The following is a 15307-nucleotide window of genomic DNA, read 5'->3' on the forward strand; positions in this document are numbered from 1 at the left end:
GTCTATACAGGCGGTGTTTTTGTTATGTGCCAAATACGGTTAATACATAGTAAATAGATTGTACAACTTAATCAGCAAAGCCAAACATCAAAACGTTTAGCTATAGAGGAGCGAATCGATAATGTATATTGTTACCGCACAAGAAATGCGTGATCTGGATCAACATACGATTCAGAAATTAGGGATTCCAGCATTATCTCTTATGGAGAGTGCAGGCAAAGCTATCGCTGAAGAAGTCATCTATTGGGGAAATACTGCTAAGCAAGAACAAGCAGATATTCCTTTTGGCAAAAGTCTGTCAAGAGTGGGTCAGATTCGCAACGACAATACATGGAATGTTCAAGAGCGTCATCAACACTGGCTTATTCTTGTCGGCAAAGGAAACAATGGTGGCGATGGATTAGTCGTTGCTCGTTATCTTCAAGATGCTGGCATCGATGTGACTGTGTTATATGCTCAAGATCCGGCAGAATTAACAGGTGATGCAGCCACTCAGCGTGATGCTGCAAAATATTCCGGTATCCAATCGGATGTCTGGAGCGATCAATGGCAGACAGAATCGCGCTGGCAAACCTACACAGGAATCGTTGATGCGCTGTTAGGTACAGGCAGTCAAGGAGAGCCACGTGCACCGTATGATGATATTATCCATGCGGCGAACCGAAGTGGCAAGCCAATCATTGCAGCAGATATTCCAAGTGGATTAAATGCAGACACAGGTGAAGTAGCTGATACTTGTATTCAAGCCTCTTTAACAGTAAGTCTTGCTTTTCTCAAACGCGGATTAGTGCAGTATCCGGGAGCAGCGGCGGCAGGCGATGTGGTTGTGCGGAATATTGGGATTCCTCGCTTTACCGCTTCAACTCTAGGGGTAGATACTTATTTAGTCACAGAGCAAGTATTGGAAGATGTGTTGGAAGTTGATCCTGAACGTGCGCGAGCAGTAGATGGACATAAAGGAACATACGGACATGTACTTATTATAGGTGGCAGTATGAATATGAGTGGTGCAGGGTTATTGGCTTCACGAGCAGCATTACGTATCGGTAGTGGACTGGTGACATGGGCACTTCCGCAAGCATTGTTACCGCATATTGCAGGGCATGTTCCTGAATTGATGCTTGCTCCTGCGGTCGAAGGAGCAGAAGGAAAATGGGAATCGAAGAGTGCTACATCAATTCTAGCTTTGGCAGAAAAGTGTGATGTATTAGCTATAGGGCCTGGTCTAGGTCGATTTGAACAAGATGGAGAATGGCTACAGACACTATGGGAGCAAACCGATCAACCACTTGTTTTAGATGCAGATGGTCTAAATATGATCGCTGAAGCAGACGGATTAACTACATGGCAACAGCGAAAAGCCGATACAGTACTGACTCCACATCCAGGAGAGATGGCTAGATTAGCAGGCATCTCTACATCGGAAGTGCAGCGTGACCGAATCGGCATTGCTCGTGAATTTGCAATGAAGCATCATATCACGTTAGTTCTTAAAGGCGCTAGAACAGTGATTGCTTCACCAGAAGGTACAGTATTCGTAAATACTACCGGACATCCGGGAATGGCAACAGGCGGGTCTGGTGATGCGTTAACAGGCATTATTGTAGGATTACTGGCTCAAGGATTAAACGGAATACAAGCCGCAACATTTGGTGTACATTTGCATGGTCATGCTGGCGAAGTTGCGGCTCATCAGCGTACAGGTAATCCGGCTTCTTTACTTGCAGGTGATCTTATCGAGTCGTTGTAAGACCGAAGGCATGATTCAAGCAATTAATATCTAATAGTGAAATATGTGTATAGTCTTCTTCAACGCAACGTGTTATCCAGGGGTATGTAGACGTAGCTATCCATAGATGTTGAGGATAAGTTGCGATTCTGCATACTCGATCTACATATAAGCCCAAAATAGCTTGATTATGCTGTCGTAAAATTAAAATGCGTGCTGTAGCTGATGTTTGTGCACGTTCATCAGGATTGATGATCGCCTGATGGGTCTGCAAACGGATCACAGGCAATGTATTGCCATACCAGCAAATCGTACCTAATACTTGAGGATCTGATTGTGGGGTAGGGGTAAATAACTCAAAACGGATAATTTCCTGTACCCCATGAATAGGCAGAGCGATCCGTTGGTTATCAGCCATACATTCAATATATTGGTCGGACGATCTGATCATAAGTAGTACCTCCAATTTTTGTTATTTACCGACTAACCTACATTCCAGATTAGATTTTAAAAGTATTTACAGATGAATGAAGTTGATCTGCTAAATGAGCCAGTGTCTGAGAAGAAGACGCTGTTTGTTCACAAGCCGATGCCACCTCTTCGGTAGCTGCTGCAATTTCATTGACAGAGTGCATAACATCTACAGATTGAGCGCTTTGTTGTTCACTAGCTGCTGCAATACCATTGATTTTGAGTGAAGAATCACTAACACGATGAACAATATCTTCAAAAGCATTGCTGGTTAATAACGAATGTTCTGCATTGCTATTTACCGCTTCAATACTATGCTTCATATTGGTCTGCATAGAGCGAATAATGCCTGTAATTTCTTTGGTAGCGGCGCTACTACGCTCGGCTAGCTTACGTACTTCATCAGCAACTACAGCGAATCCAAGACCTTGTTCACCTGCGCGTGCGGCTTCTATCGCTGCATTTAGAGCCAGCAAATTAGTCTGATCAGCAATCTCATCAATCACTTCGATAATATCGCCTATACGAGTAGAATCATGTTCAAGTTTGGACATTTGTTGCGTAACTTCTTGAATCGCTTGTGTACCTTGAGCTACAATTTGACCGCCCTGTTGTGCTTTTTCGACGGTGGTATTGGACAGTTCAGCCGCTTGCTCTGCACTGCGAGCAACATCATCGATTGCAGTAGACATATCTTTAAATAATTGAGCGATTGATTGAGCGGATTGTGATTGATTAGCACTACTTCCTGCAATTTCTTCTGTACTTGCCGAAATTTCTTCCGAGGTTGCCGCTACACTTTGAGCCGATTCGATAATATCCGCAATCAGACCATTTAGACGGTTAGTCATATCATTGGCGGCAATCGCTAATTGTCCGATTTCATCTTTACCGACCAGTTGAGATTGTTCACGTAGATCACCAGCCGCTACTTGTTTAAGCAAGCGACTAATCTGTTTCAATGGCACACTGATCATACGAGAAATAATAGTTCCTAATAAAATACAGAACAAGAACGCTACAACAATCCATAAGGTAGTCCAGAACTTAGCACTGGCAAAAACGGCTTTGGCATTATTGTTAGCAGCACTCGCTGTTTGCTCGTTAATCTGATTTAATTTGGCAATACTCTCATACATATCAGTCCCGGCAGGAACGACACTATTTTGAACATAAGTCTGAAATTCGGCTGGAGTCGAGTTCTCTGCCAGATTCACAGCTTGACTGTAGACATCGTTATAATTTGCCCAGAATTTATTGAAATTTTGCAATTCATTTCTTTCTTGATCCGACAATGGAGTGTTGCTGTATTGAGACATATTTTCTTGAACAGCAGTAATAAGGTCAGGAATAGATTCAACAACTTTTTTCTTTGCTGTATCGTCCGCAGTTAACGCAATATCTCGTGAAGCTACACGCATTTTTTGCAAAGACAGTTCAGCAGCAGATAGGGCTTGCATCGAGACTAGATTATTATTGTACAAACCGTTTACACTTTCGTTCATCCGATTCTGATTAATCAAACCATATAAGCCGATAGCCGCTACAATTAAGGCTACTAAGATAAAAGCAGTAATTAATTTAGTAAATGTTTGAAAATTAGCACCTATTCTCATTTTGTCCACTCCATATCGATATGTAATTCATTTATCAATTACATCGATCAAATTTTAAAAGCAGCTTACTTTCGTTTTTGTGCAAAATAAGCTTTTATACTTACTATGTCGTCTTATAAATTACAATTATTAATACTTTTTTTCAATTTTATGTAAATAAATTATGTAAATAAGTGGATAACAATTCAATTGCTAAAAATGTAAACCGTAAAATAGATATATCTATTTGCTAGCTGTATAACCTACAAACCTTATAGCTAAAGGCTTTTTTTACAAGTGCTTTTTATAAATAATACAATCTTGTGTAATACTGATTTTGATAGTCTATACATTTTCTCAAATAGTTTCCTTACTGACTGGAAGCATGGAAGCATATATACAAAAAAGCGCCTGAAGATCTTCGAAATGATAACCATTTCTAGATTCAACAGACGCTTTCTGTATCGCTACTATTTATTCAGTATCACGTTTATTAGCAGAAACGTTCGCTTTTTTTCGGCGAGCGCTTAACCACTTCCAACCGATCCATACAATAAGCACAACAAGAATAACAATTGCTACTGGAGTTAAATATTGAGAAGCGAGTGGACCTACTTCTTCCCAGCGCGGCCCTAACTTATACCCTAGATATACATAAAGACTGGTGATCGGTAACATTGCAGCAAAAGTATAAATGCTAAATTTCCAGACATTCATATTTGCCATGCCGCATGGAATAGAGACTGCTGTACGTACTCCGGGAATAAATCTTCCGAAAAAAGCTACGCCACTTCCATACTTTGCAAAAAACTGTTCAGCTTTAACGATTTCTTTTTCCCGAACCAGAAAGTACTTACCGAAGCGAAGAACAAGCGGTCTTCCTCCATAACGACCCAGTGCATATAAGGTCAATGGGCCAGTAACTCCACCAATTGTACCTGCTAGAATCACCAGAATAATATTAAAATCACCTTCATATACCCAGAAGCCGGTGAGTGGAAGAACCAACTCTGCCGGGACGAATTCGAAAGTCAGAGCTAATGCAATGCCAACATAGCCCAGACTTTTGAATCCTTCGATCAGACCTATTAACCATTCATGCATAAGCTAATTATAGATCTTCTTTAATCTCTTTTTCGACTTCACGTACAGCATTGTCTTCGTCTTTTACTTCTACTTTGCTAGATAACAACCAACCGCAGACAGCGATCGCTACAAGTACAATATAGAACGACAATTTCCAGATCGTATTTTCAGGGAAATGCTCAGGCAATACACCTAGTGCTGGATGCGCAAGCGTGATAACAGCAAGCTTCACACCTACCCAACCTACGATAACAAAAGCAGCAACTTCTAGACCTGGACGGCTTTGCAACAATTTCACGAAATACGAAGCAGCAAAACGCATAATGATTAGACCGATAAATCCACCCAAGAAGATAACGATAAAGTGTCCGCCATCCATACCGCCGATAGCAGGCAATCCACTTGCAGGCAATGCTACAGCTAGTGCAACAGCCGCTAAAATAGAATCTACTGCAAAAGCAATATCAGCAACTTCAACTTTGAATACCGTCATCCAGAAGCCAGATTGCTTTTTAGGTTTGCCGTCTGGCCCTGGTTCTTCAGCAGCTTGATCAATTTTGGAGCGATGGGAAATAATTTTACGAATGATATGATTGAACGCGATATACAGAAGGTACAATGCACCAATCGCTTGAACCTGCCATACATCGACAAGGAACGAAATAATAAATAATGAACCTAGCCTGAAAACAAATGCACCGAATAATCCATAGAACAATGCTCTTTTGCGTTCTTCTTCAGGTAAATGCTTAACCATAATTGCAAGTACCAAAGCATTATCTGCTGCGAGCAGACCTTCCAGTACGATCAGTACAAGTAATACCCATCCATACTCCAATAACAATGCTACATCCATAGAATTGCCTCCCTAAATCTTGTTTTTTTGTGCGTTAGTATATAAAAAAGACCTTTACCATGATTGGTAAAGGTCTCCCGAAAAATAACGAGTCTTCACCAAAACATGGTAAAGGTCTCGCTAACAATGTTTATCATTGCCAAGCAAAACCGGGGATAAATCCCGTAATGACGACTTTGCCTGTACAGCTACTCCCCTTTAACAGGAATATAGAGTTATGTGGTTAGTAAATCTCTTACAATTCTTACTTAACCATTATCTTGCTAAACAAATCATAAGCAATTTAAGAAAATAAGTCAATTATGTTAATGTAGTCATAGCGTTGATATCAGCAATTTTGATAGTACATGTCACTGGATTGATATAAAATAGCTTGCCCCTGTATAGCACTTTGCTGAATATCGATGATTCGTTGATTGCGACTCCCGCGGTAACGCAAAGAAACATCACGTTGTTGTTCGATAAATTTGCCATCGATTAGTATGTCACATTGATGTAACAACATTTGAACACCCGCTACAGAAGAACTATTCAATTCTTCCCATGTATATCCGCTGTAGATCCAGATGGAGAAATTAGGAATCTGTTGACGGACTTCTTGCACAAAAGCAGAGACTTCAATAGCGGAGAAAAAAGGATCTCCTCCGGCTATCGTTAATCCGTTTAACAAAGGATTCTGCTTCATTTCGTCTATAAGTTGGTGCTGTAACTTGTCTGTGAATCGTTCCCCTGCTTGAAACGACCATGTGCGTCTACTAAAACAACCGACACAGCCATGTGTACAACCACTGATAAAAATCACTGCTCGTAACCCATCGCCTTCATTGACGGACTCGGGAATATAACCGCAGATATTCATCGTGAATGTTTCAACCGATCGCGCACTTCGGCTTGCTTGGCAGGATTGAATCGAGTCTGATAATCACCTGTCAGATACCCGGTGACGCGGCGTAAACGGGCGATAGGAACGTCCAGCTCAGAGACACCACAAGCAGGGCAATGACTTCCGATAATGCCTTCGTGCCCACAACCTGTACACCGATCAATAGGGTGATTAATACTGAAATAACTGATCTGTTGAGCAAGCGCATATTGAATAATCTGGTGCATCGCTTGTAGATTGTGACGAGCATTACCATCCAGTTCTATATATGAAATCGCTCCTGCATTACAATAATGGTGAAACGGCGCTTCTAACTGAATTTTACGAGCGGCTGTAATCGAATAATAGACAGGAATATGAAAAGAATTAGTGTAATACTCACGATCGGTTACCCCTTCGATCGAACCGTAGTATTCACGATCTATGTTAACGAATTTGCCAGATAATCCTTCTGCTGGCGTAGCCATCAATGAAAAGTTAAGGTTATATTGGTCGCTAAGTGTATCACAGGCTGTTTTCATATACGCAATCAAGGAGAGTGCATGCTCATAAACAGTATCATTTTCCCCATGATGTTCACCGTACAAAGCTTTCATACATTCAGCAAGCCCGATAAAGCCAATCGATAATGAACCATGCTTAATACACTCTTCTACAGCATCATCAGGAGCAAGCAAGTCGCCACCTTCCCATACCCCTTCACGCATCATAAAGTCAGACGCTTTGGCAGGTTGAGACGCTTGAAGACGATAACGATGCAATAGACCTTGAGCAGCAAGCTCGATACATTCATCAAGTCCACGATAGAACCCTTGTTCATCCGCTACCGAGCGCTCCCCAGTAATACCATAATCAATACCTAACTTCACCAGATTAATCGTATTAAAAGACAGATTGCCTTTACCAGATAAATAATTGCGTCCAAATCGATCTGCCATTACGCGTGTACGACAACCCATCGTTGCAAATTCAGTATCCGGTTCACCTGGAATTTCATGTTCACGATTGATAGGAGCATCCAGATTGGCAAAATTCGGATACAGACGACGAGCCGAACAATCTATTGCTTGTAGAAACAGATCATAGTTAGCTTCACCAGCTTGTTGATTCACTCCTTGTTTACATTTAAAAATTTGAATAGGGAAAATGGGTGTCTCACCATGACCTAATCCACGTACTGTTGCAGAGAGCAGAGATTGGACTATTAATCGTCCTTCTGTCGATGTACATGTGCCATAATTAATACTGGTAAATGGAATCTGTCCACCTCCACGACTGGACATCGTATTGAGATTATGGATTAGGCTTTCGGCGGCTTGCAGTGTCTCGACTTTAGTCTCTTCAAGTGCATATTGATAGGCGCGTGGATAATCGATAGCTAACGTAGTATCGTCCATAACCGCAGTCTGCACAATAGTATCATCTATGTTGCTTTCTTCTTGAAAATACCGTAGTCCTTTACATAGATGCTTGCGAAACGATTTGGTAACATAAGGAGCAAGATCATAATCAAGCTTATTGGCTGCTACACCGCCATACTGCGAATTTTGCTGACATTGAAAAATAATAGCGACTTGCGCCATAGCGGTCATAATCGAATTAGGTGTCCGTAGACTACCGTTACCACTACTGAATCCATCTCGTAACAATTTATCAAATGGAATAAAGATACAGTTCGTAGTACCAACTGCATAATGATCTAGATCATGAATATATATACGATTTTGAGTGACTGCTTCAGCGATCGGTTGAGGTAACAATTGGCGTTTGGTATACCATTTTGCATACTCACTACCCAGACGACTCATTTTACCGGAAAAGCTTGCTCCATTAAGATTAGCATTTTCACGTGCCGATTCATGTTCGCCTTCAATAATATGTTCACCCATATCAAGTACCGATTGTAGTTCGGAAGATGTTGGTGGTGTTATGTAAGCTGTTGTAGTATGTGGAGTCAAAATAGACATTAATCACACTTCCTTTCACGAAATATAAAACAAATATCAAATAACCAATAAAGTAAAACCCGACATCATAAAGACAACTGGTGTCGGGTAGGAGGAATTACATCAAGATCAGGTCAAATCGGTCTGTAGGTCATCTGATTTAGAAAAATAGTGTACTATCACACTTGATATCTATATCTAGTGAACACTTTATTAATTTATATCAATATATTGATTATGTAAGTGATAATTGTCTCTTTATCTTTGCGATAAGTAAGGATGAGTAGGAGGATAGAGCGAGATATTTATATGAATCAAGAGCATGAACATGCATCAAACGGAAGAATGGGTAAACTATATAATAGATGAGTGTAATCAATCAAAGGAGGATATAAAAATGGCTATTGCTGAAGTAACTGTTATTCCGTTAGGAACAGGAAGTACGAGTATTAGTAGTTATGTAGCGCAGATGCAACGGGTATTAAGTGAGCAGACAGGTGTTCAGACACAATTAACACCAATGAGTACAATTATTGAGGGAGAGATTGGGGATGTGATGAAAGCGATCCTTGCTTTGCATGAATCTCCTTTTCAAGAAGGAGCAGGGCGTGTATCGACATCGATCAAAATAGATGATCGTCGGGATCATCCGACTTCAGCACAATATAAGTTAGATTCAGTCAATCAAAAGCTACATTCTTAAAAAAAACAGAAAAAATGAATTTTAATGCGATTTTTAGGTGCATTTCATAAATTTTTAAGATAGAGCGGTTATAGTAATGACATACCCCTTTTGAATATATAAGCATTACTGAACTCCATGGACTGCGACCGTGGAGTTCCTTTTTTTTTTGAATGACATTATAAAGCAAGATACCTAAAATTGAAAAATTAATGTTTCTTTCAGGTTTGCCTAAGGTAATATTAAGATGCACCTATTATAATGACTGTAATAACCCCTTTTGAATTACTATACCTTGACCTCAGCGGCTGCGACCGTTGAGGTCTCTTTTTTGTTTTTTTATCTATTATCATTTCTTTTCAGGTTGGATAGTGTTTACTTTAGAGTATTTCCAAAGTGCAATTACAATCACGATCGTTACTAGACTTACAGGAATCCAACTTAGGAGAAGAGGGGCGTGTCGTTCTAAAACAGTCGCTATAATCGCACCACATGCATACAAAACAATCCCCAAGATACGTAACCGAGATTCAATCGATAATAAGCGACTGGTTGATGGTACACCACTAAAAAAGAGTTGGCGTACATGAGCCACCATATCTTCTACAGCATTGACCAGATTGTTAGTGAGCACTGTGGTTGATATACCGGCGATGCCTAATCGTCTAGCCGCTGTTGTCTGAATACCCATCGCCATACTAAGGCAACCCATACAGATCAATACAAGCATTTCAGTCAAAGGAAGATAAGCAAGTAGAGCAAATGTACATAGTAATCCCCATTCTGCGATCAAAGCAGTAGTTACACGAGGATACCAGAGTGAAGGAGACTTATCGCTTCCGATAATGATCGCGGCGACAATATTGCCTATTACAAATCCAATCAGTGCTGTGAGTACACGTACGATTGCCAGATCTTGCAGTCGACCAAGTGACATCCCAAGTACGACAATATTTCCGGTCATATTTGCTGTAAATACATGTTCTAATCGTAAATATCCTATAACATCTACTAATCCAGCGGTAAAACATAACATCAATAACAATACATAACGTACATGTTGTCTAGACATAGATCATACTCCAATCTGAATAAGACATAGAAATCCCCGAAAACATAACCTGTAATCAGGTTTAGATGTTCCCGGGGATGTGTGGGCATAATATCCAAAGTTTATGCCGGTTGATTGCAACCGAAAAGCCATATGTGTAAAAAATATCAGAAATATGTGATAAATCATTATATTCAAAGTTGCCGCGTATACAAAATACACTTCGTAGGAGCACGATTACTATAATCTGCCCAGTCTGATGATTATATGGCTGCTGACTGCAGCTATTTTTAACCCGTAACCCCGAATTTGGAAATGGACGGGGACGGTTTTGGTTCGCTCTGTATTACATCTAAGTAACAGTTGAGTCCAAAACAACAAAAGCCCTACCTCTCTCTTGTCCTTGCGGCTCCGATGACCGCGCCAGTGTGAATCGGCAAACTTCAAATTTCTTGGGTTTTAATCATAAAGGAAATTTGAGATGATTCCGGCAGCATACCGAAAAAAGAATGCGAAGGATAAAACCGAGGGTTAAACAATAACAGTAATTATTATACGCTTATTTTAGAAAAAAAGCAAGAATTAACTTTTAGACCATAGACTGTATATTGAAAACAAAGAAAAAGAACATTCTAGAGTAGAATGTTCTTTTTGTATATATAATCTACGTTAGACTGAGCAGATTAATATGTTTTGTTGATTGTGATCATGCCGTTACTTACGTTCATGTTCCACTCGAAGTTGTCTACAAACCAACGTACAGGTACAAGTGTTTGTCCGTTACGAGAGATTACCATATCGTTCAAACCTTTACGCATGTTGTCTACTTTGTATACTTTAGAATTCACCCAGAACTCATAACGTTGGATACCAGTATCCAACCAAGTTGTAGATGTTTCTTTGTTGTAAGATACTTTCATGTTTGCATTCATTGCAAGGTAACGCAATGGTACATATGTAGTTCCTTTATATACAACAGGAGCCATAGGCATAGACATTGAAGCGCCATTCACCATGTACATTTTACTTCCCATTGTAAATTGAATTACTTTTGTTTTTAATTCAGGACTCATATCTGCTGTTGTTGGTGTTGCTGCGAATGCTCCAGCAGCTGGTAACAATAGGGACAATCCAAGTACAGGTGCAAGCAATTTGTTTAATTTCATGTGTAGTGCTCCTTCGTCTAATAGATATATTTTTTGCTCTCTTACTAACTTATAAACCAATTTACTGATTATTAATCAGCTAACAATGAAAATAAATGACAATAGAGTAATATTTAACAGAGAATACGAAAATGAAAGATAAAATCACGTATACATCGGCTAACAATTCATAAAAACAACACCTTGCGCAATAAATCTGCACAAGGTGTTGCCATGTGTAAATGAATGAAGCAAACCGATGAAATAGGATCTCACCTAGCAATCGTAATCTTAATACGTTTTGCTAATCGTGATCGTATTGTTATTTACACTCATGTTCCATTCAAAGTTATCTGCAAACCAACGTACAGGGATTAACGTCTGTCCGTTACGAGAGATTACCATATCGTTCATGCCTTTACGCATGTTGTCTACTTTGTATACTTTAGAATTCACCCAGAACTCGTAACGTTGGATACCAGTATCCAACCAAGTTGTAGCTGTTTCTTTAGTGTAGAATACTTTCATATTTGCATTTGCTGCAAGGTAACGCAATGGCACATATGTTTTACCATTGTATACTGTAGCTTTAGTACTCATATTCATCGATACGCCGTTTACCATATACATTTTGCTACCAGGTGTAAATTGAATTACTTTTGTTTTCAATTCAGGGCTGGTATCAGCGCTTGTACCATTCGCTCCACCTGTAGAAGGTGTTGTTGTTGGTGTAGCTGGCATATTAGGCATGTTCGGCATAGATGGTGTTGTTGGTGTAGCAGGAGTCGGAGTTGCAGTACCGCCGAATTTGGCAGGGTATTGCATTACGATTGCTTCACTTAAAATGTCTCCAAATCCAAACATGTGGTGATAAGCCATACGTTCTTCAGAATAAGCTGTTGTGTAATCTTTAGCTACATAAGAATCGAATGCTTTAAGCAACATTGCGATATGTTCTGCAAGTCCAGATTCAAGAGCAGCTTGAGGCAAGTTAGGGTTAGCATCTGCGAAGAATTTCGCTTGTGTTACTTTGTATTCTGCTAATTCATCAACTGCTTTTTTCTTCGCTGTTGCATCGCCAGCAGCGGTTGCTTTTACATAATCTACAAAGTATCCGATATGTGAAGCCCAGATTGTTTTGAAAGCAGCGCCAGCTTCGTTACCATATACAGAAGCAACAGCAGCACTCAAATCATCTGTGTTTTTGTTCAATAGAGCAGCGGCTTGTTCAAAATCAGGAGCACCGTCAACTCCTTTTTGCATTGCCCATACAGCTAATGTTGCATGCTCACCTAGAATGATACCTAGAGCAGAGCGCAAATCAGAAGCTCCCATAGTAGACATGTCTGTTGTAAATTTGTCAGGATATTGTTTTACAATAGCAGCGCTTAATATATCACCAAACATAAACATATGTTTGTAAGCTTCATCTGCTGTTGTATATGCTTTTGTATAATCTTTAGCTACATAAGCATCAAATGCAGTCAACAGCATATTGATATGTTCTTCCAGTCCTGCTTCTAATGCAGATTGAGGCAAATTAGGATTTGCATCTGCAAAGAACTTGGCTTGTGTTACTTTATATTCTGCTAATTCGTCTTTCGCTTTTTGTTTAGCAGCACTGTCATTAGCAGCGGTTGCTTTTACATAATCCACGAAATATCCAATATGTGAAGCCCAGATCGTTTTGAAAGCAACGCCAGCTTCATTACCATATACAGAAGCAACAGCAGCACTCAAATCATCTGTATTTGCGTTTAAAGCAGCGGCAGCTTGATCAAAATCAGCTTTGCCATCAATTCCTTTTTGCATTGCAATAATAGCTAGCAACGCATGCTCTCCAAGAATTTGCCCTAATGCTGAACGAAGATCAGCTCCAGCGCCTTTCGATGTTGCAGCGGCAGCTCCTGCTGTTGTTGGTAAGATCAATACAACTGCCATTAGCAGAATACCAATCTTAGATAGAACAGACTTGTACATGTTTCCACTCTCCTTAAATAATTTGGGATCAGTTGCATCGTGTTCATCAAACAGGTACTTCATAGAAGAATACGCTTACTTTAGAGCAGTGGATCATCTTTCCTGAAAAAAAATTAAAAATGTTTAACTGATTTGTAACCCCTTTGTGACGCTTTTCTTAAAAATGTAATAATTAAACAGCTCACTCTAATTTAATAAGCTATTCACTTAGACTTGAACCAAATTTCCAAAAATAAACTTTTAATATAAATAAAGCAGAGAAGCAATAATATTTTTTAAAAAGTCATCCATAGCAAATTTTCTTGCGAAGGTTATAATATAAGGGAACAGGAAAGGAGCCCTTGGATGAACGATATAGCAGAAGACAGAGAACTTATGCGACGGATTTCCCAAAAAGATGCCGAAGCACTTGAATGCATATATGACCGTTATGAACGGGCAGTGTATTCGTTCGCCTATCGGATTGTACAAGACACGATGGCAGCAGAAGAAGTGGTACAAGAATTATTTCTGCGTGTATGGAATCATGCAGAGCGTTATGATCAAAGCCAGGGGAAGCTATCTACATGGATGTTTACGATTACGCGTAATATCGCGGTAGATATGTTGAGACGCAAATCATCACGGGCACCTGTTGACCCTACTAAAGATGAAACACTTCGTGGTATACCTGATACGAAGGCGAATACAGAAGAGCAAGTTACGCTAAACTGGGAGCGGCAGCGTATTAAAGAAGCTATGGATGAATTGAGAGAAGACCAGAAACAAGTGATAGAATCAATATATTTTCAAGGATTGACTCAGCATGAAGTCTCCGAGCGATACAGTATTCCGCTAGGAACCGTCAAGAGCAGAGTAAGACTTGCCATAAGGCAGCTTCACAAGAAGCTTGCTGGAGCGGTGAGGGGGGAAAACTATTTATGAATAATGATAATCAATATAATAAAAATGAACTAAACGATATGATTGAAATGTACGTACTGGGTGGTTTGAATCCAGAAGAACAAGCACAGTTTGAAGCATACATGAAAGAGGATGCACAATGCCGTCTGGCGGTTGAAGAACTTCGGGAGGTGATGGATATTTTGCCATTCGCCGTTGAAGACGTTGCGCCACCAAAAGGTATGAAAAATCGTGTGTTGAGTCATATACTTATACCTAGCCATACAGAACAAACGATATCCGATGATCGGGGAACCACTCCTATACAAGTGGAAAAATCATCAGATGAGCCAACTGTAAAGCCAGCAGTAGTATACAGTACTCAAGAAGATAAAGCGTGGACACAAGATAAAAACAAAGGCAGATTCTGGCGGATTGCGACTACGTTTGTTGCGGCGGCGGCTGTTATTATCGGTATATATGCTTCCAATTTACGCGGAGAGATTGACAGTTTACAGCAACAATTAGCTATTTCAAGTACACAGGTCAATAGTTTGCAAGGAAAACTAGCGACGGTTTCGATGCCTACACAAGGACTGAAAGTAGATGAAGCTGTTAAGCTTAATCCGGCTACAGCAGATATTGTTGCACAAGGGCTCGCATCAATAGTGATTGATGATAAGGGAACACATTTACTTGTTCAAGCAGATAATTTACCAAAACTCAAAGGTAAACAAGCTTTCCAAGTCTGGTTGATTAAAGGCGATGTGAAGCAAAGTGCAGGAACGTTCCTTACTCAAGACGGAACAGGAGCGATGTATTATACATTCCAACCAGAAAATTATGACACCATTGCGATCACACTTGAACCGGATGAAAAAGGGGATCAACCAAGAGGCCCTGTTATTCTGGCAGCAGAAATTCAAGGGTAACCAGATTACATTCATCTCATGTTCTATCATCTATGTACATCGATAACAAGCGCCCTCCCATTATTGGAA

General features: G+C 40.0%; 13 protein-coding genes. 4 read left to right on the forward strand and 9 right to left on the reverse strand.

The window, feature by feature from the left end:
* Nucleotides 1-121 precede the first annotated feature (121 nt).
* Entirely contained in the window at nucleotides 122-1750 is a 1629-nt protein-coding gene (locus ACFSGI_RS00750) for an NAD(P)H-hydrate dehydratase (protein WP_204826476.1), read from the forward strand.
* Here ACFSGI_RS00750 and ACFSGI_RS00755 read toward each other — a convergent pair.
* The 6 genes from ACFSGI_RS00755 to ACFSGI_RS00780 all read right to left on the reverse strand — a co-directional run bounded on the left by ACFSGI_RS00755 (nucleotide 1734) and on the right by ACFSGI_RS00780 (nucleotide 8587).
* Nucleotides 1734-2180, reverse strand: coding sequence for a chemotaxis protein CheW (locus ACFSGI_RS00755; protein ID WP_204826477.1), 447 nt, complete (start codon nucleotides 2178-2180; stop codon nucleotides 1734-1736). The genes ACFSGI_RS00750 and ACFSGI_RS00755 overlap by 17 nt on opposite strands.
* 49 nt (nucleotides 2181-2229) lie before the next feature.
* Complete coding sequence (locus ACFSGI_RS00760) at nucleotides 2230-3816, reverse strand: methyl-accepting chemotaxis protein (RefSeq protein WP_204826478.1); 1587 nt, start codon at nucleotides 3814-3816, stop codon at nucleotides 2230-2232.
* A gap of 453 nt (nucleotides 3817-4269) precedes the next feature.
* Complete coding sequence (locus ACFSGI_RS00765; RefSeq protein WP_204826479.1) at nucleotides 4270-4899, reverse strand: DedA family protein; 630 nt, start codon at nucleotides 4897-4899, stop codon at nucleotides 4270-4272.
* A 7-nt stretch (nucleotides 4900-4906) separates the two neighbouring features.
* Nucleotides 4907-5737, reverse strand: coding sequence for a TerC family protein (locus tag ACFSGI_RS00770; RefSeq protein WP_204826480.1), 831 nt, complete (start codon nucleotides 5735-5737; stop codon nucleotides 4907-4909).
* 328 nt (nucleotides 5738-6065) lie between these two features.
* The gene (nrdG, locus tag ACFSGI_RS00775) at nucleotides 6066-6596 is read right to left on the reverse strand and encodes an anaerobic ribonucleoside-triphosphate reductase activating protein (RefSeq protein WP_204826481.1); all 531 of its coding nucleotides are present in this window, start codon (nucleotides 6594-6596) and stop codon (nucleotides 6066-6068) included.
* The gene (locus ACFSGI_RS00780) at nucleotides 6593-8587 is read right to left on the reverse strand and encodes an anaerobic ribonucleoside triphosphate reductase (RefSeq protein ID WP_204826482.1); all 1995 of its coding nucleotides are present in this window, start codon (nucleotides 8585-8587) and stop codon (nucleotides 6593-6595) included. Before ACFSGI_RS00780 ends, nrdG begins: the two co-directional genes overlap by 4 nt.
* Before the next feature lie 376 nt (nucleotides 8588-8963).
* Here ACFSGI_RS00780 and ACFSGI_RS00785 point away from each other — a divergent pair, with 376 nt between their 5' ends.
* Nucleotides 8964-9269: an MTH1187 family thiamine-binding protein gene (locus ACFSGI_RS00785; RefSeq protein ID WP_069329544.1), complete on the forward strand. Its 306-nt coding sequence runs from the start codon at nucleotides 8964-8966 to the stop codon at nucleotides 9267-9269.
* Between the two features lie 328 nt (nucleotides 9270-9597).
* Here the strand turns inward: ACFSGI_RS00785 and ACFSGI_RS00790 are convergent, their stop codons facing one another.
* The 3 genes from ACFSGI_RS00790 to ACFSGI_RS00800 form a co-directional block, all read right to left on the reverse strand.
* A complete protein-coding gene (locus ACFSGI_RS00790; protein WP_204826483.1) occupies nucleotides 9598-10320 on the reverse strand; it encodes a YoaK family protein in 723 nt (240 codons plus the stop codon).
* Between the two features lie 662 nt (nucleotides 10321-10982).
* The gene (locus tag ACFSGI_RS00795) at nucleotides 10983-11465 is read right to left on the reverse strand and encodes a stalk domain-containing protein (RefSeq protein ID WP_204826484.1); all 483 of its coding nucleotides are present in this window, start codon (nucleotides 11463-11465) and stop codon (nucleotides 10983-10985) included.
* 270 nt (nucleotides 11466-11735) lie between these two features.
* Nucleotides 11736-13424, reverse strand: a complete 1689-nt coding sequence (locus ACFSGI_RS00800) for a copper amine oxidase N-terminal domain-containing protein (RefSeq protein ID WP_204826485.1) — start codon at nucleotides 13422-13424, stop codon at nucleotides 11736-11738.
* A 375-nt stretch (nucleotides 13425-13799) separates the two neighbouring features.
* Here ACFSGI_RS00800 and ACFSGI_RS00805 point away from each other — a divergent pair, with 375 nt between their 5' ends.
* Complete coding sequence (locus tag ACFSGI_RS00805) at nucleotides 13800-14348, forward strand: RNA polymerase sigma factor (protein ID WP_379282174.1); 549 nt, start codon at nucleotides 13800-13802, stop codon at nucleotides 14346-14348.
* Nucleotides 14345-15238: an anti-sigma factor domain-containing protein gene (locus tag ACFSGI_RS00810; protein ID WP_204826487.1), complete on the forward strand. Its 894-nt coding sequence runs from the start codon at nucleotides 14345-14347 to the stop codon at nucleotides 15236-15238. The genes ACFSGI_RS00805 and ACFSGI_RS00810 overlap by 4 nt, the downstream gene beginning before the upstream one ends.
* Nucleotides 15239-15307 lie beyond the last annotated feature (69 nt).

It is taken from the genome of Paenibacillus nicotianae, assembly GCF_042681745.1.
In the GTDB taxonomy this organism is placed as follows: Bacteria; Bacillota; Bacilli; order Paenibacillales; family Paenibacillaceae; genus Saccharibacillus; species Saccharibacillus nicotianae.